Source organism: Reichenbachiella carrageenanivorans (genome assembly GCF_025639805.1).
Taxonomy (GTDB): Bacteria; Bacteroidota; Bacteroidia; order Cytophagales; family Cyclobacteriaceae; genus Reichenbachiella; species Reichenbachiella carrageenanivorans.
Window position 1 is genome coordinate 3,391,056 of sequence record NZ_CP106735.1, and the last position, 22,065, is coordinate 3,413,120.

The 22,065-nt window shown below is 42.8% G+C and carries 24 protein-coding genes and 1 riboswitch; of the genes, 8 read left to right on the plus strand and 16 right to left on the minus strand.

The window, feature by feature from the left end; translation table 11 throughout:
• The first annotated feature begins 1 nt into the window (after position 1).
• The gene (locus N7E81_RS13595) at positions 2-1,099 is read left to right on the plus strand and encodes a hypothetical protein (RefSeq protein ID WP_263050136.1); all 1,098 of its coding nucleotides are present in this window, start codon (positions 2-4) and stop codon (positions 1,097-1,099) included.
• Between the two features lie 56 nt (positions 1,100-1,155).
• Here the strand turns inward: N7E81_RS13595 and N7E81_RS13600 are convergent, their stop codons facing one another.
• On the minus strand, positions 1,156-2,109 hold the full coding sequence (locus tag N7E81_RS13600; protein ID WP_263050137.1) for an MlaD family protein: 954 nt from the start codon (positions 2,107-2,109) through the stop codon (positions 1,156-1,158).
• Positions 2,110-2,118: 9 nt separating this feature from the next.
• Complete coding sequence (locus tag N7E81_RS13605) at positions 2,119-2,904, minus strand: N-acetylmuramoyl-L-alanine amidase family protein (protein WP_263050138.1); 786 nt, start codon at positions 2,902-2,904, stop codon at positions 2,119-2,121.
• A 78-nt stretch (positions 2,905-2,982) separates the two neighbouring features.
• Here N7E81_RS13605 and N7E81_RS13610 point away from each other — a divergent pair, with 78 nt between their 5' ends.
• The 3 genes from N7E81_RS13610 to N7E81_RS13620 all read left to right on the plus strand — a co-directional run bounded on the left by N7E81_RS13610 (position 2,983) and on the right by N7E81_RS13620 (position 7,877).
• On the plus strand, positions 2,983-5,805 hold the full coding sequence (locus N7E81_RS13610) for a putative LPS assembly protein LptD (protein WP_263050139.1): 2,823 nt from the start codon (positions 2,983-2,985) through the stop codon (positions 5,803-5,805).
• 175 nt (positions 5,806-5,980) lie between these two features.
• A complete protein-coding gene (locus tag N7E81_RS13615) occupies positions 5,981-7,165 on the plus strand; it encodes an MFS transporter (RefSeq protein ID WP_263050140.1) in 1,185 nt (394 codons plus the stop codon).
• Between the two features lie 4 nt (positions 7,166-7,169).
• Positions 7,170-7,877 carry a lysoplasmalogenase gene (locus N7E81_RS13620; protein ID WP_263050141.1) on the plus strand — a complete coding sequence of 236 codons (708 nt, stop codon included), beginning with the start codon at positions 7,170-7,172 and terminating at the stop codon, positions 7,875-7,877.
• An 11-nt stretch (positions 7,878-7,888) separates the two neighbouring features.
• On the opposite strand, the gene N7E81_RS13625 is transcribed toward N7E81_RS13620, so the two are convergent.
• Complete coding sequence (locus tag N7E81_RS13625; protein WP_263050142.1) at positions 7,889-8,230, minus strand: hypothetical protein; 342 nt, start codon at positions 8,228-8,230, stop codon at positions 7,889-7,891.
• A 4-nt stretch (positions 8,231-8,234) separates the two neighbouring features.
• On the opposite strand from N7E81_RS13625, the gene N7E81_RS13630 reads away from it, so the two are divergent.
• The gene (locus N7E81_RS13630) at positions 8,235-8,447 is read left to right on the plus strand and encodes a hypothetical protein (protein WP_263050143.1); all 213 of its coding nucleotides are present in this window, start codon (positions 8,235-8,237) and stop codon (positions 8,445-8,447) included.
• A gap of 10 nt (positions 8,448-8,457) precedes the next feature.
• On the opposite strand, the gene dnaX is transcribed toward N7E81_RS13630, so the two are convergent.
• Positions 8,458-9,576 carry a DNA polymerase III subunit gamma/tau gene (dnaX, locus tag N7E81_RS13635; protein WP_263050144.1) on the minus strand — a complete coding sequence of 373 codons (1,119 nt, stop codon included), beginning with the start codon at positions 9,574-9,576 and terminating at the stop codon, positions 8,458-8,460.
• 155 nt (positions 9,577-9,731) lie between these two features.
• Here dnaX and N7E81_RS13640 point away from each other — a divergent pair, with 155 nt between their 5' ends.
• Positions 9,732-10,040, plus strand: coding sequence for a hypothetical protein (locus N7E81_RS13640; RefSeq protein WP_263050145.1), 309 nt, complete (start codon positions 9,732-9,734; stop codon positions 10,038-10,040).
• Between the two features lie 54 nt (positions 10,041-10,094).
• Here the strand turns inward: N7E81_RS13640 and thiH are convergent, their stop codons facing one another.
• The 12 genes from thiH to N7E81_RS13700 form a co-directional block, all read right to left on the minus strand.
• Positions 10,095-11,216, minus strand: a complete 1,122-nt coding sequence (thiH, locus tag N7E81_RS13645) for a 2-iminoacetate synthase ThiH (protein WP_263050146.1) — start codon at positions 11,214-11,216, stop codon at positions 10,095-10,097.
• Positions 11,209-11,979 carry a thiazole synthase gene (locus N7E81_RS13650; RefSeq protein WP_263050147.1) on the minus strand — a complete coding sequence of 257 codons (771 nt, stop codon included), beginning with the start codon at positions 11,977-11,979 and terminating at the stop codon, positions 11,209-11,211. Before N7E81_RS13650 ends, thiH begins: the two co-directional genes overlap by 8 nt.
• Positions 11,945-12,604: a thiamine phosphate synthase gene (locus N7E81_RS13655; RefSeq protein WP_263050148.1), complete on the minus strand. Its 660-nt coding sequence runs from the start codon at positions 12,602-12,604 to the stop codon at positions 11,945-11,947. Before N7E81_RS13655 ends, N7E81_RS13650 begins: the two co-directional genes overlap by 35 nt.
• Positions 12,601-13,350 carry a hydroxymethylpyrimidine/phosphomethylpyrimidine kinase gene (locus tag N7E81_RS13660; RefSeq protein WP_263050149.1) on the minus strand — a complete coding sequence of 250 codons (750 nt, stop codon included), beginning with the start codon at positions 13,348-13,350 and terminating at the stop codon, positions 12,601-12,603. The genes N7E81_RS13655 and N7E81_RS13660 overlap by 4 nt, the downstream gene beginning before the upstream one ends.
• The gene (locus tag N7E81_RS13665; RefSeq protein WP_263050150.1) at positions 13,343-13,915 is read right to left on the minus strand and encodes a thiamine phosphate synthase; all 573 of its coding nucleotides are present in this window, start codon (positions 13,913-13,915) and stop codon (positions 13,343-13,345) included. Before N7E81_RS13665 ends, N7E81_RS13660 begins: the two co-directional genes overlap by 8 nt.
• Positions 13,916-13,918: 3 nt before the next feature.
• Entirely contained in the window at positions 13,919-15,790 is a 1,872-nt protein-coding gene (thiC, locus tag N7E81_RS13670) for a phosphomethylpyrimidine synthase ThiC (protein ID WP_263050151.1), read from the minus strand.
• Between the two features lie 9 nt (positions 15,791-15,799).
• Positions 15,800-16,006: a sulfur carrier protein ThiS gene (gene thiS, locus N7E81_RS13675; protein WP_263050152.1), complete on the minus strand. Its 207-nt coding sequence runs from the start codon at positions 16,004-16,006 to the stop codon at positions 15,800-15,802.
• Positions 16,007-16,047: 41 nt separating this feature from the next.
• Entirely contained in the window at positions 16,048-18,147 is a 2,100-nt protein-coding gene (locus tag N7E81_RS13680) for a TonB-dependent receptor (RefSeq protein WP_263050153.1), read from the minus strand.
• A gap of 51 nt (positions 18,148-18,198) precedes the next feature.
• A riboswitch (TPP riboswitch) is annotated at positions 18,199-18,304 on the minus strand.
• Between the two features lie 179 nt (positions 18,305-18,483).
• Positions 18,484-19,029 (minus strand): ATP-binding protein, encoded by a 546-nt coding sequence (locus tag N7E81_RS13685; RefSeq protein ID WP_263050154.1) that lies wholly within the window; start codon positions 19,027-19,029, stop codon positions 18,484-18,486.
• Positions 18,990-19,628: a nicotinamide riboside transporter PnuC gene (gene pnuC / locus N7E81_RS13690; protein WP_263050155.1), complete on the minus strand. Its 639-nt coding sequence runs from the start codon at positions 19,626-19,628 to the stop codon at positions 18,990-18,992. The genes N7E81_RS13685 and pnuC overlap by 40 nt, the downstream gene beginning before the upstream one ends.
• Before the next feature lie 60 nt (positions 19,629-19,688).
• The gene (locus N7E81_RS13695) at positions 19,689-20,468 is read right to left on the minus strand and encodes a LuxR C-terminal-related transcriptional regulator (protein ID WP_263050156.1); all 780 of its coding nucleotides are present in this window, start codon (positions 20,466-20,468) and stop codon (positions 19,689-19,691) included.
• Positions 20,469-20,590: 122 nt separating this feature from the next.
• Positions 20,591-21,112 (minus strand): hypothetical protein, encoded by a 522-nt coding sequence (locus N7E81_RS13700; protein WP_263050157.1) that lies wholly within the window; start codon positions 21,110-21,112, stop codon positions 20,591-20,593.
• 171 nt (positions 21,113-21,283) lie between these two features.
• On the opposite strand from N7E81_RS13700, the gene N7E81_RS13705 reads away from it, so the two are divergent.
• A complete protein-coding gene (locus N7E81_RS13705; RefSeq protein WP_263050158.1) occupies positions 21,284-21,469 on the plus strand; it encodes a hypothetical protein in 186 nt (61 codons plus the stop codon).
• A gap of 139 nt (positions 21,470-21,608) precedes the next feature.
• A complete protein-coding gene (locus N7E81_RS13710; protein WP_263050159.1) occupies positions 21,609-22,007 on the plus strand; it encodes a hypothetical protein in 399 nt (132 codons plus the stop codon).
• Positions 22,008-22,065 lie beyond the last annotated feature (58 nt).

Genomic DNA, 22,065 nt, shown 5'->3' on the forward strand with positions numbered 1-22,065 from the left:
CATGCAAAGATTAGGACTCACCATACTCATGGGAAGCCTATCGTGGGTAGCGATAGCCAATAACTCCGTCAGAGAAGATACGGTCGTAATAGAATTGGGGGAACGAAGTAAAATGGTAATCTACACCGAAAACCAACAAGACCTGAAAGAGCTCAGTAATTACGACATTAATGCGATGATCGGTGAGCTCAATAGTCATTTGGATTCGGCGGATGTCAATACAGAGGAAGTAGTGATGAAGGACGACACGGGCAAATACTTAAGGGAAATAAACGAGCCAGAAGAGGAAGGAAATGCTCCGCTGGTGTACTACGGTGATGAGGGGTATGAAAAGGAGCAACATACGGATGAAGATCCGTACGAACAACGATACGATAGACAGGCCTATGATAGCCGCTATGACGATATCGACGAGGAAGAATATGTAAGGGTAAGGCGTAAGTCTCAGAATAGGCGTACCTATGGGACATTCGAAATGGATCTGGGGATGAATAATTGGTTGGAAAATGGCACGTTTCCCGACAATAACAATGCTGCCTATGCAGTGAAACCTTGGGGGTCTTGGTATGTAGGCGTGGGAGGAGCCTATCATACGCCAGTGATAGGGCCGCTCAAGCTTAAATGGGGAGGCAACATGACTTGGTACAATTGGAAATTGGAAAATACTGCTGTGCGTATCACTAAAACAGACACGGAGACGACGTTTGTAGAAGACCCGAATATCGATGGTAAAAAGAGTAAACTGGCAGCTACTTACATCAATGCCAGCTTGATACCGATGTTGGAATTCGGCACCAAGGGGCACTCGGAGCGTGGTTGGAACTGGAGCAAATACAGAGATCGTGGTTTTCGCATAGGAGCGGGAATGTACGCTGGTTATCGCATAGATAGCTGGACCAAGATGAAATACTCAGACAATGGCGACAGTGAAAAAGACAAAAACAAGGGTAATTATTATCTCAATAATTTCAGGTATGGCATTCGGGGACAGGTTGGATTTAGAGGAATGGATCTCTTTTTCAACTATGACTTGAACAGTGTTTTTGCTGAAGATAGAGGGCCAGAGCTGCAAGCCATCAGTTTCGGATTTATTTTATGATTCGAAAGAAAAACAACGTCATTGTGAAGCCATGAATACACGGCAATCTCTTGGTGTTATTCGTCTTTGGCGGCTTCTTCGGCTCGGTCTTTTTCGATTTTCTTTTTGGATTTGGCCAATGGTCCTAAGAAGTGCTTAGGGTTTTCGTCGAAGTGAATCAATAGTCTATCCAAGTCCTCGATCGTTTTGTTGAGGTTGTTGTATAGGCTGTCTTCTTTGAGCATTTTTCCTACGCTACCCTTGCCTGCATTGATGTCTTCTATCATTAGCGTAAGCTGAGCCAGTGTTCCGTTTAGTGAATTGATGGCACTGTCTATTGGTAGGTTTTGTACCATGTTGAGTGTAGAATCTGCTTGGTTTAGCACGGGTTCTAGCATGTCTACTTTGGTATTGATGTTAGCCAGCAGTACGTTGACTCCCTCAAGTGTTTGCTTTAGGTTGCTGTTGTTTTGTCTCACAAACATATTGACTCCTTTCAAGGTCGTGTTTAATGATGTCAATACCTCTTTGATTTCTTCACCAGCACCTTCCATGCCTAGCAAGATTTCGTTGACTCTTCGTATGGTAACAGTTAAGTTGGAAGTGATGGGTTCAGCACTTTCGAACAGGGCAGCGAGTCCTTTGTCTATGTCAGATTTTAGGGTATCGCCGCTTTCTAGTGGTTTAGATAGATCGCCGATTTCCAACAAAATAGCTTTACTGCCCAGAAAGTCACTGTTGGTCAATTGAGCCACGGTAGAGTCTCCCAAGATTACCTTTTCGTCTACATCTAGTTCTACGATGATCTTGTTGTCCATCTGTTGCAAGATGCCAATGGAACTTACTCGTCCAACGGCAAAGCCGTTTACAATCACAGGGTTGGATACATTCAGCCCATCAATGTTTTTGTAAAGTACATAGTACTTGTTGGTGGGAGAGAAAAAATTTTGTCCTTTAAGGAAGTTGAATCCGAAATAGAGGATGGCACCAGAGATGATGGCGAACAAGCCTACTTTTACTTCTTTGCTCACGTTAGGGTCTTAGTTTTTAGATTCGATTTCGGTTTTGTAATCACGGAATGCTCGGTATATACCCGAAGCAATATAGGTTTGTTGCAATTTATCATTTAATTCTTTTTCCTCCTTAGGATTACTCAAAAATCCAGTTTCTACTAATATACTTGGCATGGCCGAACTCCATAGCAAGTATAGGCTAGATTGTTTTACTCCACGGCTTTTTCTTCCTACTCGGTTTTTGAATTGGTCTTCTACATTGGTGGCGATCAGGATGCTTTGTTCCTGATAGACAGATTGTGTAAGTGAAAATAGGATGTAAGACTCTGGAGAGTTAGGGTCAAATCCCTGATAGGTTTCTTCGTAATTATCTTCCAGAAGAATAACAGAATTTTCTCTTTTGGCTACCTCAAAATTTCTGTCAAAATTTTTCAATCCCATCACATAGGTCTCGGTACCATGTACTTCGTTGCTCCAAGGGGCATTGTTGCAGTGAATGGATATAAACAGATCGGCATCGTTCTTGTTTGCCAAGTCTGATCGTTCGAATAAGGTAGGGAAACTATCATCTTGCCTGGTGTAGATGACTTCTACATCAGGCATGTATTTTTTTATAATCTCTCCAGTTTCCAGTGCGATGCTTAGTGCAACGTCTTTTTCTTTGGAGTAAGCGCCAAAAGTACCTGGGTCTTTGCCGCCATGTCCAGCATCAATCACTATCTTTCGGACTGTAAAATCTTTGACTCCTGTATAGTTAAAGGAGCTTAAAATCAACAGAATTGAAAAAAATGGTATTGCAAAAATATTTTTCATCCAGATCCGCATGTTTAATTATAATGGCAATATTTTTGTGCAAAAATGTAAATTTTTACTCGTAACTGAAAACCTCTGGTGCGCATTATCAAGTACGTAGTCATTTTAATTTCTCTCTTTTCCGCTAGGTTTTCAGCTTTTGGTCAAGTGTCTGCCATAGATACTGCTCAGGTTCTTCAGCAACTAGAGCAAATAGATGTCCAAAGTTTGCGAGATTCCATTGTCAACCATCCAGAATACTACCCACTTATTGCTGATTCTTTGCAGTCTATCATGGGCGTAGATGCCACTATGCTAGATAGCCTTATGGATACGGTAGCGGTAGCTGCCCCTCCCAGGCCTAAGGGTGATATAGAGACAACGATCGACTATCAAGCAAGAGACTCTATTTATTTTGATTTGCAAAATCAGATGATGTACCTCTATGGCGAGTCTCAAATTGACTATGGCGATATTAGTTTGTCGGCAGACCGTATCGCTCTCGATTGGGTGACCAACAATATTCAGGCAAATTATACCTTAGACAGTGCTGGAAAGAAAATCGGAAAGCCTGTATTTAAAGAAAAACAAGATGTCTATGAGACGGATGATATTAAGTATAATTTCAAATCCAAACGGGCACTGATCAATGGAGTGATCACAGAGCAGGACGGAGCTTTTATGCATGGAGAAAAGGTGAAGAAGAACGAGAAAAACGAGATGTTTATTCGTGGAGCCAAATATACAACATGCGATCATGCTTATCCGCATTACTACATCAAGTCGCAAAAGCTCAAAGTGATCCCTAACAACAAAGTAGTCTCAGGGCCTTTCAATTTGTATTTTGGCGAAATCCCAACGCCGATTGGATTTCCATTTGGGATGTTTCCTCAACCTAAAGAAAAATCGTCAGGTATCATATTTCCATCCTATGGAGAAGATCAAAACAGAGGTTTTTTCTTGCGAAGTGGGGGGTACTATTTTGATATCAACGAATACATGGATTTGAAATTGACTGGAGATATCTTCACCAATGGGAGCTATGGTCTACAAAGTGTATCGACCTACCGCAAGCGTTATGCCTTTTCTGGTAATTTTAACTTGAGGTACAACAAAACAAACAGTACACAATTCGAAGATGATTCTTTTTCAAAGGATTTTTGGCTCAACTGGTCGCATAGTCCAGAATCGATCGGGACTTCTCGGTTTTCGGCGTCGGTCTCTGCGGGTACGTCTACTTATACCGCCAATGCCAACAATGTGGGCTACGACTATCAGCAGAGTGTAAATGCACAGTTCAACTCGAATGTGTCCTATTCGAAGACCTTTTCAGGTACTCCGTTCAACTTGAGTTTGAATGCCAGACATAGCCAAAATATCAGTACGGAAGTGGTGAATGTGACGCTGCCCGAATTAAGTTTCAATATGAATCGAATCTATCCATTCAAGAACGTGAGTGGGGTAAAAGATGGGGTGCTGGGCAAACTTGGTTTTTCATATAACCTGGTGGCAAAAAACGAACTTTCTAATGCCGCTGTGGCTAATCCAAGTTTTAATGTGGTGAACAGAAGTTCGATGGATGATAGTTTGATTGGGTTTAGTTCAGACAATCTTTCACAGCTGTTTGACCGAGCCAAGCTAGGTGCTCGACATTCCATTCCGATTGCTACATCGTTCAATGTGTTAAAATACATTACGATGAGTCCGAGTTTTAATTATACGGAAGTATGGTACCCCAAAGAACTTGAATACACATACGACCCAGTGCTTGAAGGCGTGAGAGTAGACACACTCAATCAATTCTCTAGAGCAGGCTGGTACAGCACAGGAGCTTCGGTATCTACACGTTTTTATGGAATGTACAATTTTAGTGGTGGAAAAGTCCAAGCTATTCGCCATGTAATTACTCCGAGTGTGGGCTTTAGTTATAGTCCAGATTTTGGAGATCCATCCAGAGGAAATTACCAAGAGGTAACCGTAGATGCCGATGACAACACGAGAATCTTGTCTAAATACGAAGGATTTGCCTATGGAGGGCCATCTTTGGGCGAGAGTGCCAGTTTATCCTTTTCTATGAATCATAATATAGAAATGAAGGTGAAAACTAAAAATGACTCGATATCAGAATATAAAAAGGTAAAAATATTCGACAACCTGTCCATGTCGTCAGGTTATAACTTTCTTGCGGATTCCTTTAACCTAAGTAACATCAATTGGAATGCCCGAACGAGTTTGTTCAATAGCATGGTGAGTTTCAACATGAGCGGTACCGTAGACCCGTATGTGTATGTGCTGGATAGTATAGGAGCTAATGATCAGGTGTATCAGCGACGCATCAATAAGCTGGCATGGAATAGTGGTGAAGGTATCGGTAGGCTGACACGGGGCAATGTAGCCATAGGCTTGAACCTAAAACCCAAAGGTAGTAAATCTGACGACAGCCAAAACCAGGGGCAGGGTATGAACCCTAACCATATCAATAATTCGGACCCAGACAATCCATTTTTGCCCGGTATGGAAGAAAATCAGGTGGCAGGTAATGTAAATCAATTTATCTCCCGAGATCCCAATATGTATGTGCCGTTTGATGTGCCATGGGCATTAAATATCAATTATTCTTTCAATTACACCAAGAATGGATATGCCGATCCTGTGATCACGCAAACCCTCAACTTTAGTGGTAATTTGAGTATTACCGACAAAACTAGAATTGGCTTCAATTCAGGTTATGACATCAAACAGAAGGAATTTACCGTGACACGACTGAACGTGGGGAGAGACCTGCACTGCTGGACACTCAATTTTAACTGGGTGCCATTTGGACCCCGTCAATCATACTTTGTAGAAATACGAGTCAATTCTCAGCTGTTGAAAGATTTGAAGCTAGACAAGAAAAGCCGATCTACATACACCAGTTTCTAAGCGGACAAGAGCTAGCAAAAGCGTTTGTTTCAAAATATGAAAAGCAACCTGAGCTTCAAGGACCTATTCAGGTGTTTTTTTGAGTTATCCTTTTTGCATCGTTTTTTATAATTCTAGAAGACTAACAAACCAAGTATGGTTTATCTCGGATTAGGGTTAGTTTTGCGCCCTTAATATGAACAACACACAATCCTTTTTTACCATCCAATTTGCTCTGCTATGCTTGAGCGGATTTCTCTTTTTTGGTAGTTTCAATATGATGATCCCAGAGCTGCCCAGCTATCTCGAAAACATGGGTGGTGGGGAATACAAAGGGCTTATTATTGCTTTGTTTACAGTCACAGCGGGATTGTCAAGGCCGTTTAGTGGCAAGCTGGCGGATAAAGTTGGGAGAATACCCGTGATGGTGGTGGGGGCTTTGGTGAGCGGCATTGCGGCATTGTTGTATCCGTTCGTTACTGGTATCATTGGCTTTTTTGCACTTCGATTTTTTCATGGATTTTCTACTGGCTTTAAGCCAACAGGTACCTCTGCGTATGTGGCGGACATTGTGCCCGCAGCCAGAAGGGGGGAGGCTATGGGTATTGTAGGCTTTTTTAGTAGTTTGGGGATGGCAGCAGGGCCAGCTATTGGGTCGTTTATTGCAGCCAATATGGGGTTGAATACCATGTTTTATAGTTCCTCTGCCTTTGCGATTTTTTCTGTGCTGATCTTGATCGGCATGAAAGAGTCGCTCCAGAATAAGGAGAAATTATCGGCTAGCCATTTTTATATAAAACCTAAGGAGATATTTGAACCTAATGTCATTTCACCCTCTTTGATGATGATGTTATCGGTTTTTTCGTTTGGCGGTATATTGACCATTATTCCTGATATGAGTGATCATTTGGGGCTTCCCAATAGAGGGTTGTTTTTTACCTTTTTTACGATTGCTTCTTTGCTTGTGAGAATCGTAGCTGGCAAAGCCTCTGATAAGTATGGTCGGATACCTGTGCTCAAAGTAGGTAGTTTGATATTACTCACTGCGATGTTGCTCTTGGCCAACACCCATTCACAAATGATGTTTGTGATTAGCGGGGCTGTGTTTGGGTTGGGGGTAGGTATTTGCTCACCTACGATCTTTGCTTGGACCATCGACTTGAGCGATGAATCCCACCGCGGCAGGGGCATTGCTACGATGTATATTGCCTTGGAAATAGGAATTGGTATGGGGGCATTTTTGTCGGGTTGGATCTATGACAATGAGCTTAAAAATATACCGCTGGTGTTTTATATTTCTGCCGCTACTGTCTTGTTTGGGCTCATCTATTTATATTCGAAACCAGTTAAAAAATTGGCGGAAGCCAGCAAGGTAGACTAAGGACATGAAAGACGAAAAAGTAGCCCAGATTGTAAAATATGTATTTATAGCGATAGCTATAGCGGAGTTGTGTAGTCATGTTTTGGAGTGGAAGCTGCTCAATGAATTTACTAAACCTATGCTGATACCAGTGCTATTGGTCTACTTGCGCAAAGGCATGAAAACGCCCGTGAATCTGTCTTTTATCTTCGCTGTGTTTGCTCTGGTGTTTTCTTGGTTTGGCGATGTAGCATTAATGTATGTTTATAAAAGAGATTGGTACTTCTTGGTAGGCTTAGGTGCTTTTGCTGTTGCTCAGGTTCTTTACTTTTTTTCATTCAAACATGCCAAGACTGGCGAAGAGAAAGCTACACCGCTTTTGCAGCATATGATGAATGTGCTTCCATTTGCTATTTTCGTTATTGGGTTGCTTTGGACACTGTGGCCTATGCTAGGGGAGCTAAAGATGCCTGTGGCAGTCTATGCTGTACTGATCTGTACGATGGCGCTTGGAGCTGTATATCGCAATGGTCGAACCAGTACAGATAGTTTCAATCAAGTGGTGTTTGGGGCAATTCTTTTTATCCTCTCAGATTCGCTGATTGCCATCAACAAGTTTTATGCTCCCATGGAAAATTCAGCCATCTGGATTATGGGGACTTACATCCTCGCTCAGTGGAATATCATCAATGGCTTGCAAAAGCATTATAATATGGGAGCGTCTCAGGGTTGATTTTTAGGAAGTTAATGATCCGTATCCAAGCCGAACTCCTCGGCTAATTTCAACAGCGCTGGGTTTTTCTTTGCCATAGCTTTAAATTTTTCTTCGCTCGTATAGGGTTTGCGTTCTTCTGTATCTGCGGTAATCTTGTAGTTGAACGAGATATCTGTGTTTTGTAGTTGCGACCGTAGGTAACCCAATAGCTCTACTTCTACATTTTCTACCATGGCGATTTCTACCGAGTTGTTGATTGTCAATTCAATTTTGTTGCCATTGACTTTGATGGGTTTCGTCAATATGATTTTGATCGCGCCCGTTACTTTCTTGTCGGCCAGATACTGATCTAGCTTTTGGCGAACGAGCACTTGTGTGATGGGCTTTTGTTCTCCATTCGCAACGATCGGTTCAGCCTGTTGGGTTTCTTCTACAGTAGGTTCTGTTTTTTTGTTGAAGATCGATTTCAGACTTGGAGTTTCTAGCTTCGTGGCTGTAGTACCTGCCTGGCGAACGATAGGTTTGGGTGTCGCTGGTATTGATGGCGACGAGGGTGATGCATTTAGAGATGGTGGCGTAGTTTTTTGAGGCTCTACTGCTACGCTATCACTTTTTTTTTTAGCTCGTCAGCCCCCTCTGAGGCAGATACTTTCAATGCCTGTTTCAGGTAGCCCAATTTCATCAAGGCCAACTCTACATGTAAGCGCTGGTTTTTGCTCGATTTGAAATTGAGATCAGCCAAGTTAAGGATATTCAATCCAGACATCAAGAAGGAGAGTGAGATCGCTTTGGATTGTTCTAAATATTTCTCTTGGATATTTTTAGAGACGTTTAGCAACTTGACCGTTTCTGGATCTTTGCAGACCATGAGGTTTCTGAAATGTTCGGAAATTCCGATCAGAAAATTGTGTCCATCAAAGCCGTTTCTTAAAATCTCATCATAGGTCAATAAGGCCTGAGAGACATTGCCTTGGCTGAGTAGATCAGTAAGTTTGAAGAAGTAATCATAATCAAGAATATGCAAATTCTTGATCGTATCTTGATAGGTTACCTTATTGCCAGAAGAGAAAGTTACGATCAAATCAAAGATTGATAAAGCATCTCTGAGTGCGCCATCAGCCTTTTGAGAGATTAGGTGCAGGGCTTCTTCTTCATAGTCTATGCCTTCCTTATCGGCTATTTTTTTTAGCTGATGTGTAATGTCATCAATTTCAATTCTATTGAAATCAAAAATCTGACATCTCGATAAAATGGTAGGGATGACTTTGTGTTTTTCTGTGGTAGCCAGTATAAAAATGGCATACGCAGGGGGTTCTTCTAGCGTCTTCAAAAAGGCATTGAAGGCCTGGTTTGAAAGCATGTGAACCTCATCTATGATATATACCTTATGTGTGCCTTGTTGAGGAGGGTAGCGTACCTGATCGATCAGATTTCGAATATCCTCTACAGAGTTGTTGGACGCGGCATCGAGCTCGTAGATGTTGAGTGCGTTGGTGGATTCTGCATTGCCTTGATCGTCAAATTTGTTGACCATCCGTGCTAAAATCCTGGCGCAGGTGGTTTTGCCTACTCCTCTAGGGCCACAAAATAACAAGGCTTGCGCCAAATGATTGTTGTCTATCGCATTCTTGAGGGTAGTGGTAATATGACCCTGACCTACTACCTCTGCAAAGCCGAGGGGTCTGTACTTACGTGCCGATACTACAAAATTTTCCATGGGCGCAAGATAGTAATCAGCGGATAATTTCTACCCTAAATGTGAGGCAATAATTGAAAAAAATAGCGTTTCATTTTTTTGAAAATTGAGTACAACGCTGCTTGCTAATTTTTGATGCCCTTCATTAATTTTGAATAATGAAAAATCAAATAGCTATGAAAAAAATCAAAATCATTCTAACTCTTTTTGTACTCACTTTTTCTATCAGTCATGTCACAATGGCTCAAAAGAAAGAAAATGAAAAGGAGTCAAATAAGCCAAAGGCATTTCATCTACAGCAGCATGTAATGGTGACCATGAAAGATGGTTCGCAAGTGGAAGCTGTAGTGCACAGCCATGTGTCTAAAAAGAAGTATTATGTACGACAATGGCACAGTGGCAAAGAGGGGGTGGTACATGAGAAATACATTAGGGCACTATCTGAAGGTGAAGTTGCTGAGTTGAAGAAAACTAAGAAAAAATAAATGATGATTCAAACCTCCAAGATTTTTAAAAACCTTGGAGGTTTTTTTGTGGTTCTACACGTTCGTTTCTAGTGCTACATCCCAGTCTTTCCAAACGGGTTCGTAGCCTTGTGCTCGAAGCATCTCTTGAATGGCAGCAGGTGAGCGTTCGTCGGAGATTTCAAACTGCTCTAGCGACTGCGGTTCTACCGCGTACCCACCCGGGTTGGTTTTGGATCCAGCACTCATGGTGGTGATGCCTAGTTTGATGGCATGGTTTCGGAAAAGGTTTGTTTCCCGTGTAGACAGGGACAATTCTACCTCTTGATTTAATAATCTGTAAGCACAGATCAGTTGTACCAATTCTTTGTCGCTCATGGCTACTTTTGGCTCCAAGCCACCAGAGAAAGGGCGCAATCTAGGAAAGGAGAGGGAGTATTTGGTTTGCCAATAGGTGCGTTCTAAGTAGTCTAAATGTAGCGCTGTGAAAAAACTATCTACGCGCCAGTCTTCTAGGCCAATCAACGTACCCAAGCCCATTTTGTGAATACCAGCTCTACCGAGTCTGTCGGGTGTTTCCAATCGGTATTGAAAATTGGATTTCTTGCCTTTGGGGTGATGCTTTTTGTAATCGGCCTCATGGTAGGTTTCCTGATATACTAGCACGGCATGTAGCCCAGTAGGGATGAGCCGTTCGTAGTCTTCTTGATCGAGGGGCTGTACTTCCATACTCACATTGGCAAAGTGTGGCCGAATGCGCTGAATGGCATGGGCTAGATAATCTACGCCTACAGTTTGATTGGCTTCGCCAGTGACTAGTAGCACATGGTCAAATCCCATTGATTTAATGGCTTGTACTTCACGGGCTATTTCTATGTCGTTGAGCGTCTTGCGCTTGATTTTGTTGTCTAGGCTAAACCCACAGTAGGTGCAAATGTTTTGACACTCATTGGAGAGGTACATGGGGGCAAAGAGCTGCATGGTGTTGCCAAACCGCTGGAGGGTGAGCTGGTGGCTAAGCTGTGCCATTTGCTCTAAGTAGGGCATGGCAGCAGGAGAAATGAGCGCTTTGAAATCCTCTAAGTTTCGATCTGGATTGGCCAAAGCTCGTTCTACATCCTGAGCGGATTTCGAATAGACAGAAGTCTTCACTTTGTCCCAACTGTACTGTTCAAATAGGTCTTTGAAATTAGGCATCCAAGAAAGCGGTTAGGGGGCTGCTGGCTACAGCATTGGCTATTGGTTTGGCGAGTTTGGCTTCATAGGCCATTCGTCCGGCTTGTATCGCCATTTTAAAGGCAATTGCCATTTGTGTTGGGTTTTGAGATACCGCAATGGCGGTATTGACCAGACAAGCGTCAGCGCCTAGTTCCATCGCCTTGGCTGCGTCTGATGGAGCACCGATGCCAGCATCTACAACTACAGGGACATTGGCTTGCTCTATGATGATCTCCAAAAAGTCGATGGTTTTTAAGCCTTTGTTGCTACCAATAGGCGACCCTAGAGGCATGACTGCTGAGGTGCCTGCCTCTTCGAGTCTTTTGCATAGCACGGGATCGGCGTGTATGTATGGCATCACAATAAATCCCTTTTTTGCCAATTCTTCAGTTGCTTTCAGTGTTTCGATAGGGTCAGGCATAAGATATTTGGGATCTGGGTGAATTTCTAATTTTACCCAGTTGGTTTCTAAAGCTTCTCGTGCCAACTCAGCCGCAAATACAGCTTCTTTTGCATTGCGCACACCAGAAGTATTGGGGAGCAAATGGATTCGCTCATGTGATAAGTGATGGAGAATCTGATCATTTTGATCTTTGATATCCACTCGCTTGAGTGCCACAGTAACCAATTCAGACTCGGAAGCTTCGAGCGCTTCCTTCATGTCTTGATTGCTTTTAAATTTGCCTGTACCTGTAAAAAGGCGAGACTTAAAAGTCTTCCCCGCTATCGTCAAATGTTCCATCTGGAAGGTGTAGTTTAATTTCTTCTATTGTTTCTTTTTTGTCGAAAGAATTGTTGATCAATGAAGCCACTGCAATGCCGTAGCAGCCAGTGAGTTGCAAGTCAAAAATGTCTTCCATTTCAATTCCGCCTATGGCGATGATTGGAATGTCTATATCCTGAATGATCATGTTGTTCAGAATGTTGGAATAGCCACGAATGCCCAATTCAGGACTCAGATTTTCCTTGGTAGTGGTAAATTTGAAAGGGCCTAAACCTACATAGTCCACAACTTTAGATTCGTAGAGCAGTTCTACTTGTTCCCATGTATTGGCAGTACCCCCTATGTAGGGCTTGTCGCCCAATATGGCGCGTGCCTCTACAGGGTCCATGTCTTCCTGACCCAGGTGTACGCCGTTGGCTTTGATGGCTTTGGCTATTTCTACATGATCGTTGAGAATCAATTTGGCGCCATATTTCTTGCAGATGGCTTTGGCTTCAAAAGCCATTTCTTCGATTTCGTCGAGTTCACGATCTTTTACTCTGAGCTGCACCCAGTCTATACCTGCCGCACAGGCTTCACGGATGTTGTCGAGGTGACTTTTTTCGTCAGTTTCTTGAGAGATATAATGCAGTCTGCTAATCATATTTCTATTTCGTAATGTTTACCTAATTTATTAATACCGCTTTTAAGATAACCCTCCACATATCTTTTGCCAAATGTACAAGCAGTTTTTAGTTTCATGCCTTTGCTTAGGCCAGCAGCGATAGCAGAAGAGAGTACACAGCCTGTTCCGTGTTTATTTTTGCCCTTTACACGGTATCCCGAAATTTGACTTTCAGTACCATCTATATGGATCAGTCGGTCGGAGGTGTCGTTGCCTTCGGTATGACCACCTTTGAGCAGTATGTTGGTCGTGATTGGCTGGCCGTTTAGGGCTTTTTGCAATTGCTCGTATTCAGGGAGATTAGGTGTGATGAGGAATAGTTTGCTTAAGACTTTCGTCAATTGGGCGACTTTTAATTCCTTTAAAAAATCAAAACCAGAAGAAGATTGTAGAATCGGATCCCAGATGATTTTAATACCTGCCTTGTGGGCTAGCAACAAATCCAGCAATTGATCCAATGTGTTCAAATCTTGAACGATACCTATTTTCACAATATGAAATTCATACTTTTCAAAAAGTGTATCCAACTGAGCTTTGATCGATTCGAAGTCTTGCCAGTTTATCTGGTTTACTTTGTCTTCGTGCTGAGCTGTGAGCGCGGTTATAGCTGCCATGCCCTGCACTTTACATTGTTGCAAAGTTTGCATATCGGCCAATACGCCAGCCCCACCACAGGGGTCGAATCCCGCAACACTTAATACTATATTTTGTTCGTTGTCAGGCATTTATAAATGCTTCTGTTTTCTGTATTCTTATTGAAGTATCTTCTTCAGACCATATAGTTCCTAAAAGAGCTATACCATCGAATCCCAAATCTTGTATCTCTGCCATTCTTGAAATTTCTATTCCGCCCAAAGCATAAATCATCATACCGCTATATTGGCTCAGTGCGCTTTTAAGGATGGTATAATCGAATTCTCCAGCGTAGCAAACTTTGGAAATACTTTTGTAGATCGGACTCAAAAAACCATAGGACAGGGGAGCTGTTTCTGCTTCTATTTCTGCGAAAGAATGAAACGATTTAGATACCAAGCCGGTGGCAAGCACTTCTTGATTGCTTTTGAAGTGCTTGCCACCGAGACCTAGCTCATCCACCAAATGATGGTGGCTGTGTAGGCTGATTTTATCCCAATGGTTTTGGTCTAGTGCTTTCAGATAGTCTGTCATACTTTCTTCCGAGGCAAAAGGCTTTCGTATGTGCAGCCGTTCTATGTTGCTTTTCAGCAAACGGTTGCAGGTTTCGATTTCGCCTTTTACTTGGGTCTCTGGTGTGATGACTATCGTTTTCACGGTTTATTGCTCCAGATACAGTTCGCTGCCTTTCTCGGCAAACTCCTTGGCTTTTTCCTCCATGCCTTTGTTGAGTGCATCTGCTTCTTTGAGTTCGTTTTCAGCGGCATACTCACGGACGTCTTGTGTGATTTTCATCGAACAGAAATTGGGGCCGCACATCGAGCAAAAATGAGCCACCTTAGCACCTTCTGCAGGTAGCGTTTCATCGTGAAATTCCTTGGCCGTATCAGGATCTAGCGACAGGTTGAATTGATCTTCCCATCTGAACTCAAATCTGGCTTTAGACAAGGCATTGTCTCGATATTGTGCGCCTGGGTGGCCTTTGGCCAAATCGGCGGCATGTGCGGCTATTTTGTATGTAATCACTCCATCTTTCACATCTTTTTTGTTGGGTAGTCCCAAATGCTCCTTCGGTGTTACGTAGCAAAGCATGGCACAACCATACCAGCCGATCATGGCCGCTCCGATCCCTGAAGTGATGTGGTCATATCCTGGTGCAATGTCGGTAGTCAATGGCCCAAGGGTGTAGAAGGGTGCTTCTTGACATTCTTCTAGTTGCTTTTCCATGTTTTCCTTGATCATGTGCATAGGAACGTGACCAGGGCCTTCGATCATCACTTGAATGTCGTGTTTCCAAGCGATTTTGGTGAGCTCACCAAGCGTCTCTAACTCAGCGAATTGTGCTTCGTCATTGGCATCTGCCAAAGAGCCTGGTCTTAATCCATCACCCAAAGAGAAGGCTACGTCGTAGGCTTTCATTATTTCGCAAATCTCCTCGAAATGTGTGTATAGGAAACTCTCTTTGTGATGTGCCAGACACCACTTGGCCATGATAGAGCCACCTCTCGACACGATACCTGTTACGCGTTTGGCGGTCATTGGGACGTATCTCAATAGGACGCCCGCATGGATGGTGAAGTAATCCACACCCTGCTCGGCTTGTTCGATCAAAGTGTCTTTGAATATTTCCCAAGTTAGGTCTTCAGCTTTGCCATTTACTTTTTCTAGTGCTTGGTAGATGGGTACTGTACCGATTGGTACAGGTGAGTTTCTGAGAATCCATTCTCTGGTTTCATGGATATTTTTGCCTGTAGACAAATCCATGATGGTGTCTGCACCCCAGTGACATGCCCAAACGGCTTTTTCTACTTCTTCTTCGATTGAAGAGGATACGGCAGAGTTGCCGATGTTGGCGTTGATTTTCACCAAGAAATTGCGACCGATGATCATCGGTTCAGATTCTGGGTGGTTGATGTTGTTGGGTATGATGGCACGCCCCGCAGCGATTTCGTCTCTGACGAACTCAGGTGTGATCTTGCCTTTAGGTGTGTTGGCGCCAAAACTTTCTCCTGCATGTTGGTCGTTGAGGTGACCCCATTCTTCTATTTTTTGGTTTTCACGAATTGCGATGTATTCCATCTCTGCCGTGATGATGCCTTTTTTAGCATAGTGTAGCTGAGATACGTTTTGTTCAGGCTTGGCTTTCTTTGGTCTTGACAAGTATTCGAAGCGTAATTCATCTAGTTTTTCGTCATTGAGGCGCTCTAGCCCGTATTGCGAAGAGATGCCTTCCATTTCCTCTACATCACCTCTGTCGAGAATCCATTGCTCACGTAGCTTAGGTAAACCTTTCTTTACATCGATATCGATGTTGGGATCGGTATAAGGGCCGCTGGTGTCATACACGGTGACGGGAGGGTTGGTCTCTTTAGGAGCGGATGGGTTGAATTTTAATACCGTATCGTTGAGAGAGATCTCGCGCATCGCTACTTCGATGTTGTGGATCTTGCCTTTTACGTATACTTTTTTCGACGCGGGGAATGGATCTCTGGTGATCTTGTCTTCCGATGGTAATTGCTCTGCTTTAGCCATAGTTTTTGATTATCCGCCCTGCGTGGCGGTGATGATTAAAATATTGTCTTGATCCTGTACTTGATACTTTTCCCATTCCTGCTTGGGCAGGATTTCATCATTGATCGCTACTGCGATCCCTCGATCATGAAAAAGGTTGTTGGCCTTGAGTATGCCACTCAGTTCAGTTTCAGTTTCTGAAATTTTGTAAAATTTATCGTTCAGTTTTATTTGCATGCTAGATACATTTTGAGCTGTCTGGTTTTCCTTTTCTGATTTTAGAAATGGATCGTCAGTGTGGCCATAAAGTTTCTTTTGGCTCCAATATAATAGCCTGGTCCATCGGCGGTGCCGTCGTAGTCAGTGTCTACTGGTGCGCCATTGGTATAGTACTCTTCGTCCAGTAGATTGTTGATTTCTATGTTGAGGTTGAGGTTTTTCCAAGTGTAACCAATTCGGGCATTGAGCAGTGCAAAATCGGGTAGGAGGTAATCCTCGCTATTGTCGATACCCAAGTAAGATTTGGAAATGCCATTAGCACTTAGCCCTAGCTGCATGGCTTGGGTAGGTGTTGCTTCTATACCCAGATTATAGATGACGTTGGGGGTGAGTACGGCTTCATTGCCAGTGAGGCGATCGGAGCTTACACCGTTGCTACTGATGGCTTTGATTTCACTTTTCATGTAGGTGAAGCTACCCAGCACGCTTAGTTTTTTTATGGGTTGATATTTGAAGTCTGTCTCTACTCCGTAGCGAATACTTTCGTCGATATTCTGACGGATCATTACGCCAAATTCGCCTACTTCTCCCACAGGAGCGATTTCATCATTAAACTTCATATAGAAGAGATTACCATTGATGACGAACTTCTCTTGGCGGTATTTGGCACCGAACTCGATGTCGTGCACTTTTTCTTCTTTGAAATTGTCGCCCGCAGCGTAGTCGTAGTTGTTTCGGTCTAGTTTGAAAGCTCCACCTAGTATGTCGATGCGAGTGGGTTCGCGAGATACCCATCCGACTGAGGCATAGAGTGCCAGTTGTTTGCTAGCCGCATAGCTGATGCTTGCTTTTGGGTTTACAAAAAACCAATCCTTGTCTATATCGGCAGTCTCCCCTGGGTCGGCTGTCGCCAAATCTGGTCTGAGCGTCATTAGGATTTTGCGAATTTGCAAATCAGCGGTGAAGGTGAATTTGCTGAGGCTTAGATCTGCTTTGGCAAACCAAGAGAACTCTTTTTTCTGTGACGTTTCGTTGTGATAGGGGTTGGCCAGGTTGGTAGATACTGCTTCCTGATTGCCTCGGTTGAAAATGTAATAGTGCGCTCCAGTATTTACAAACCAAGTCTCGTTGGGTGAATACAGCAAGTTGAGCATGGCGCCGTAGTGCCTGTTTTGTAGGGGGTAGTTGCCCCACTGATCGTAGGCAAAGGTGCCCGCCGGATCTACCCAGTCGAAGTAGTCGCCACCGCTGTAGTTGTAGTACAGGGTGCCTACAGATTTGAATTCATCAGAAAACTTGTGCGTGTGCTGCAAGCTGAGCATCTGCTGTCCAAAATCATCCTTGGTGTTTTCATCGAGCGAGTTGGTAGTGAAATGCTGATCTAAGGAGGTCTTAGATTCAAACGCATACCCGATTCCGTTTTTAGCATTGGCATCGAATGCCGTCAGTTTAACAAAATCCTTTTTACCATAATAGCCCGCAGAGAAGAAAAAGGAATAGGCATTGGTGGAGGTATGATCTCTGTAGCCATCGGAGTACAAGCGGCTAAAGCTGCCGTAGAGCGCAAATTTATTGTTGAGCAGTCCTGTGTACATGTTTCCGTTGAGGCGGTAGGTGCCAAACGAGCCAGCGCCGATTTGTACTTGCCCTTTGGGTTGGTCTACGTCCAAACTTACGGATTCGAAATTGACAGAGCCAGCATAGGAGGCTGTGCCGTTGGTGCTGAGTCCTGTGCCACGCTGTACTTGGATAGATGATATGCTGTTGGTGATGTCGGTGAAGTTGTTGAAGAATACTCCTTGGTCGAGCATGTCGTTAATCGGTACGCCATTGAGTGTGAAGTTGATCCGTTCTTGAGCCATGCCTCTGAGTCTCATCTGTCCTGTGCCAGTCATGTTGGCACCAGATTCGGAGTAGCTATATACGCTAGGAGTGAGTTTGTTGATCATGAAGATGGGGTGCTCGCCGTTGTATTCTTCTTCGATCTCTTTTTTGTTGACGGTGGTTTCGGTGATGCCTACATACTCATCGCCACGCACGGACTGGATGATGAGCTCCTCAAGCTCATAGGATAGCGAGATAGAATCTAAGTCTGGTGCTATCTGTGCAGACGCAACGGTGCTGCAAAGCATAGCTATGGCTACTAGGTAATATTTCATTTTGTATTGTTTCTTAGTTAATACTTGACAAAAGCTAAGGGCACTCTTGTCGTTAGCGTACCACTATATCCCTTCGACCGCATTACCGGCATCAGGTTCTATGGGTGTAATCTCAGCCTGTAGGTATTTCTCCATTTAGGCACCCCTTATGAGGCAAAGGTATCAGAATAGTTTTGAGAAAAAAATATTTGACTTGGCTTTGGCTAGGTAATTGTTTTATTGCATTGGGATTGTGTATTTCTATGATCGAAATTTCCGATTTTGAGAAATGCTTTGATCGATACGCCTTAAGCGAGATATAGCATAATCAATTTTTATAAAGGATCAATGAGTCATTCATTGGTCCTTTTTTGATGTCCAGGCGTGTATAGATTTGATGGCTCGTTTGGTTCGGATAAGGCCATGTCCAGAGATGATTTCGTAGGGAGAACCCAGTGCTTCTATTTCTTTTTTATAAATATCAAAAAGTAAACTACGATCGTGTGGGTTTTCCCGTAAGGGGTCATCTTCCCATGCCATATCGGGAGAAAGTAGTAAGTAAAGATCCACGGCACGTGCTGATAGTTGCTCTTGAATGAAAGCATCGCAGCGGTCGTATTTCCATTCGGACCATACCTTGATCACTTCGAGGCTGGTGTCTATAAATACGATGGCGTTGTCGGAGGCTAATAGCTGGTCTTCTTGTTCGATTTGTCCTTTAGCGATTTCAAGTAAGTCGCTTTCTTGGTATGGGCGCTGAATTTCTGATAGGTACGTGCGTGCATACTCTGTCACCCAAGGCTGCTCGAAGTATTCACTTAGCTGCTTGGATAAGGTGGATTTGCCTGAGCACTCTGGCCCAGTTATGACGACCTTAAAAGGAGATTTGGAGATCTTTTCCATGCTAAGTAGCCAGCCACTGCCATGACAATGTACACGCCGTATAAAAATGAATAAAAATAAATGCCCTTGTAAAAATAGATGCCACAGGCCAATACATCTACAACAAACCAATAATACCAGTTTTCCAATTTTTTCTTACTCATGAGCCAGATGCCAGTTATGCTCAGTATAGAGGTGGTAGCATCCCAATAGGGTAGTGCGGCGGGAGGGATGTGGCCCCAGATCAAATGAACATTTGATAAGAAGTATCCAAAGCCGATAATGCCTAAACAGGATAGTAGTAAGAGGGTTGAGTTTTGTTGAATAGAGTAGGTGGTGATGGGTAGGTTGTTTTCATTGGTTTGCTTGCCAAAGACCCAATAATACCAGCCGTACACATTAAGGATTAGAAATACGATATGAAGTAAGAGGTCGCCATAAAGCTGTATTTTCCAGAAAACCACAAAAGACACCAATACATAGAGGATGCCAGCTGGCCAGGTCAGAATGCTTTCGCGAATCAAGTACCAGACGGATAAAAGGCCGAAAACTAATCCTACAAATTCGTATAAGTCTATCCCTAGTGCATAGGTGGTTATTTCTTCGAAAATTTGATTCATGCAGTAGGGTTGTTCAGATGGTTTGGTGTTGCAATAATAGCATAGAAATCAATCAACTGATTAGATCATCCCCTCGCGAATACTACGGGCGATTAATTCAGTAGTGTTTTTACTATTTGTTTTCTTTAGAATGTTTCTTCGATGAGAGGTTACCGTATTGATAGAAATAAACAATTTGTCAGCGATCTCTTCAGTGCTATGGCCAAATGAGATCAGTCGGATAATGTCTCGTTCTCTGAATGTGATTTGCTCGGCGATTAGTTTTTGTTCGCTATAGGTTTTGAAAAAAACGGTCTCGTATTCATTTTTATCATTGAGCATTTTGGCGGAAGCTCTAATAGGTAAATGCCCTCCTGTGATGGGAAGCAAACTGTAATGTGCCAAACCAATGATGGGTTTTCCTTCTTCGTCGAAATACATGGGGGTGGTGTGCTGGAGGATCGGGTGGTAGATGCCATCCGCCATTTTGATTCGGTAGTTCCATGTATAGCTTACCTTTTTGCGGTCGAGTATGTCTATCTCCGACATGGTAAATATCATAAGATCGTTTAATGATTGTAGCCAGAGTGACATCTCATCAGGGTGCATATGTTCCCACCAGAACGTCATGCCTTTGTTACACATCATTTCGGTGTTCATCCCAGTACAGGGTTGAAAATTTTTACTCACGTACTCAAAAGAGCGAGTGGTGGTATTGGTAATACAAAAAAACGTGTTGCTGTGTGGAATATATTGATCGAGCTCTTTGAGCTTTTCGATGTGGTTTTCCAAAAAATCCCCTCTAAACTCTTGATAAGTCTCAAAAATTTCCGAGTAATCGGATATGATTTTACTGTTCATGTTATCCTTAGCTGGTTAAACTAATATGGTTAGGAAGGTATGAGGGGTGCCTAAAACACCTGAGTTAATATATAAAATATTTGTTTTAAACGAAATTGCTGATTGAATCTGAGTGGCAAAGGTCAGCCTGGAGATACTGAATTGCTTTGAGGTTGCGTGACATCAGCGTTTTTGATTGATTCTGTATATCGGGCAGATACGATTTCTCTTTGAATCATATACGAATTGTCTTGATGACAAATGTGAGAGCACCCGATAGAAAGTGCTTGCCCAGGGAGCAATTCATATTCACGAAGCATTTCATCAATTTTATTGCCTGGAAGCTTAAATTTAGCTCTGATCACTGCGGCTATGGGTCGTTCTGCATTTTTGTTTTCCATAATTAGCGCAATGCCACATTTCTTTTTGGAGCAGCTGCCGTTAGCGTAGATGCTGATGTCGTCTGTAGCTTCTTTGCTGAACTCATTGCCTTCAAATGCTGCGCCTCCACCATTTTGTGAAGCCAGTGCCAGTTCATAAATGTCCTTGTATGTGAGCTCACTGGCTTGCTTTTCCTCGGGTGGGGCAGAAGGATCAGTAGTCCTTTTGCTGCACGCACCAAGGCTGAGCAAGATCAATGAAACAAGGATAAACTGTTTGATCATGGATATGGTAATTGAATTTGCTGCAATTATAGTTAAAGTTAAGGCGAAATTTCACTCTAAGATCATTGGATATAGCACTATTCTTAGCTTTTTTGTTGTGATTGGACATCAAATGAGAGGTTATTTGTCATATCCTAAGTCGCCCTGTCCTAAATTGTATAACTTGCACTCATGAATATTGTAAGAAGTTGGAGAGAGCAAAAAATCATACTCAAAATGTGGTTTCCTGTTTTGAGAGATGAAGATTTTTTGTTTGAACCTGGTGAAAGAGAAAGTATGCTAGACAGACTCGCGGCAAAGCTTAGCAAGACGCGGACTGAATTAGAATCATTATTTGCGGAGTTGCAACTATACTAGTTGATTTTTAGGACCTTGTCCTTTCACTCTTTTTACCTAAATCATATTCAACCTCACTTGTAGTTATTAGCAGCTCCCTTCTTGAGTAAAACAGCTCGAGGAATTTTAATTTTTTATTTAATACAAAACAAAATTTGACATGGAAATTCATGCATTAGACACCCTTAAGTATTCATACCTGTGGAATAAGTATCGCCCGATGGTGGTCAAGTTGATGAAGGATGCTGCAGATGAACCACAGCAATATAAGTTTTTGAAACACGAATTTCACGACATCAACCCAAAGGAAAAAGGAGGGCATTCGTTCGATTTTGAATTGGCAAATGGAAGGCCTAGTAAAGAAATGAAGACATCGATGGTAGCAAGAAGCTTATATGCTGTGATCGATCAATCGTCAAAAGCAGCCGAGTTGGCTCAAGGTGCTACTTATGGTTTTGTAATGGATAAGCAGTACAATCTGCACATTACACTTATCGAACCTAAAGCTGAAAAAGCATCAGAAGTAGCCGTAGAAGAAGTAGCCTCTGAAGAAAAATAATAGCAAGGAAGTATCTTGTCTCGGATTTATATAAAAAATGCCTCTCAATAATTATTGA

Bases quoted from the DNA above. Each gene is read 5' to 3' on its own strand.
- N7E81_RS13695 (WP_263050156.1), bottom strand. From the start codon at position 20,468: ATGAACAGTAAAATCATATCCGATTACTCGGAAATTTTTGAGACTTAT.
- N7E81_RS13680 (WP_263050153.1), bottom strand. From the start codon at position 18,147: ATGAAATATTACCTAGTAGCCATAGCTATGCTTTGCAGCACCGTTGCG.
- N7E81_RS13650 (WP_263050147.1), bottom strand. From the start codon at position 11,979: ATGGAACATTTGACGATAGCGGGGAAGACTTTTAAGTCTCGCCTTTTT.
- N7E81_RS13660 (WP_263050149.1), bottom strand. From the start codon at position 13,350: ATGCCTGACAACGAACAAAATATAGTATTAAGTGTTGCGGGATTCGAC.
- N7E81_RS13710 (WP_263050159.1), top strand. From the start codon at position 21,609: ATGGAAATTCATGCATTAGACACCCTTAAGTATTCATACCTGTGGAAT.
- thiH (WP_263050146.1), bottom strand. From the start codon at position 11,216: ATGCCTAATTTCAAAGACCTATTTGAACAGTACAGTTGGGACAAAGTG.
- N7E81_RS13605 (WP_263050138.1), bottom strand. From the start codon at position 2,904: ATGAAAAATATTTTTGCAATACCATTTTTTTCAATTCTGTTGATTTTA.
- dnaX (WP_263050144.1), bottom strand. From the start codon at position 9,576: ATGGAAAATTTTGTAGTATCGGCACGTAAGTACAGACCCCTCGGCTTT.
- thiC (WP_263050151.1), bottom strand. From the start codon at position 15,790: ATGGCTAAAGCAGAGCAATTACCATCGGAAGACAAGATCACCAGAGAT.
- N7E81_RS13615 (WP_263050140.1), top strand. From the start codon at position 5,981: ATGAACAACACACAATCCTTTTTTACCATCCAATTTGCTCTGCTATGC.
- N7E81_RS13640 (WP_263050145.1), top strand. From the start codon at position 9,732: ATGAAAAAAATCAAAATCATTCTAACTCTTTTTGTACTCACTTTTTCT.
- pnuC (WP_263050155.1), bottom strand. From the start codon at position 19,628: ATGAATCAAATTTTCGAAGAAATAACCACCTATGCACTAGGGATAGAC.
- N7E81_RS13685 (WP_263050154.1), bottom strand. From the start codon at position 19,029: ATGGAAAAGATCTCCAAATCTCCTTTTAAGGTCGTCATAACTGGGCCA.
- N7E81_RS13595 (WP_263050136.1), top strand. From the start codon at position 2: ATGCAAAGATTAGGACTCACCATACTCATGGGAAGCCTATCGTGGGTA.
- N7E81_RS13655 (WP_263050148.1), bottom strand. From the start codon at position 12,604: ATGATTAGCAGACTGCATTATATCTCTCAAGAAACTGACGAAAAAAGT.
- N7E81_RS13620 (WP_263050141.1), top strand. From the start codon at position 7,170: ATGAAAGACGAAAAAGTAGCCCAGATTGTAAAATATGTATTTATAGCG.
- N7E81_RS13705 (WP_263050158.1), top strand. From the start codon at position 21,284: ATGAATATTGTAAGAAGTTGGAGAGAGCAAAAAATCATACTCAAAATG.
- N7E81_RS13700 (WP_263050157.1), bottom strand. From the start codon at position 21,112: ATGATCAAACAGTTTATCCTTGTTTCATTGATCTTGCTCAGCCTTGGT.
- thiS (WP_263050152.1), bottom strand. From the start codon at position 16,006: ATGCAAATAAAACTGAACGATAAATTTTACAAAATTTCAGAAACTGAA.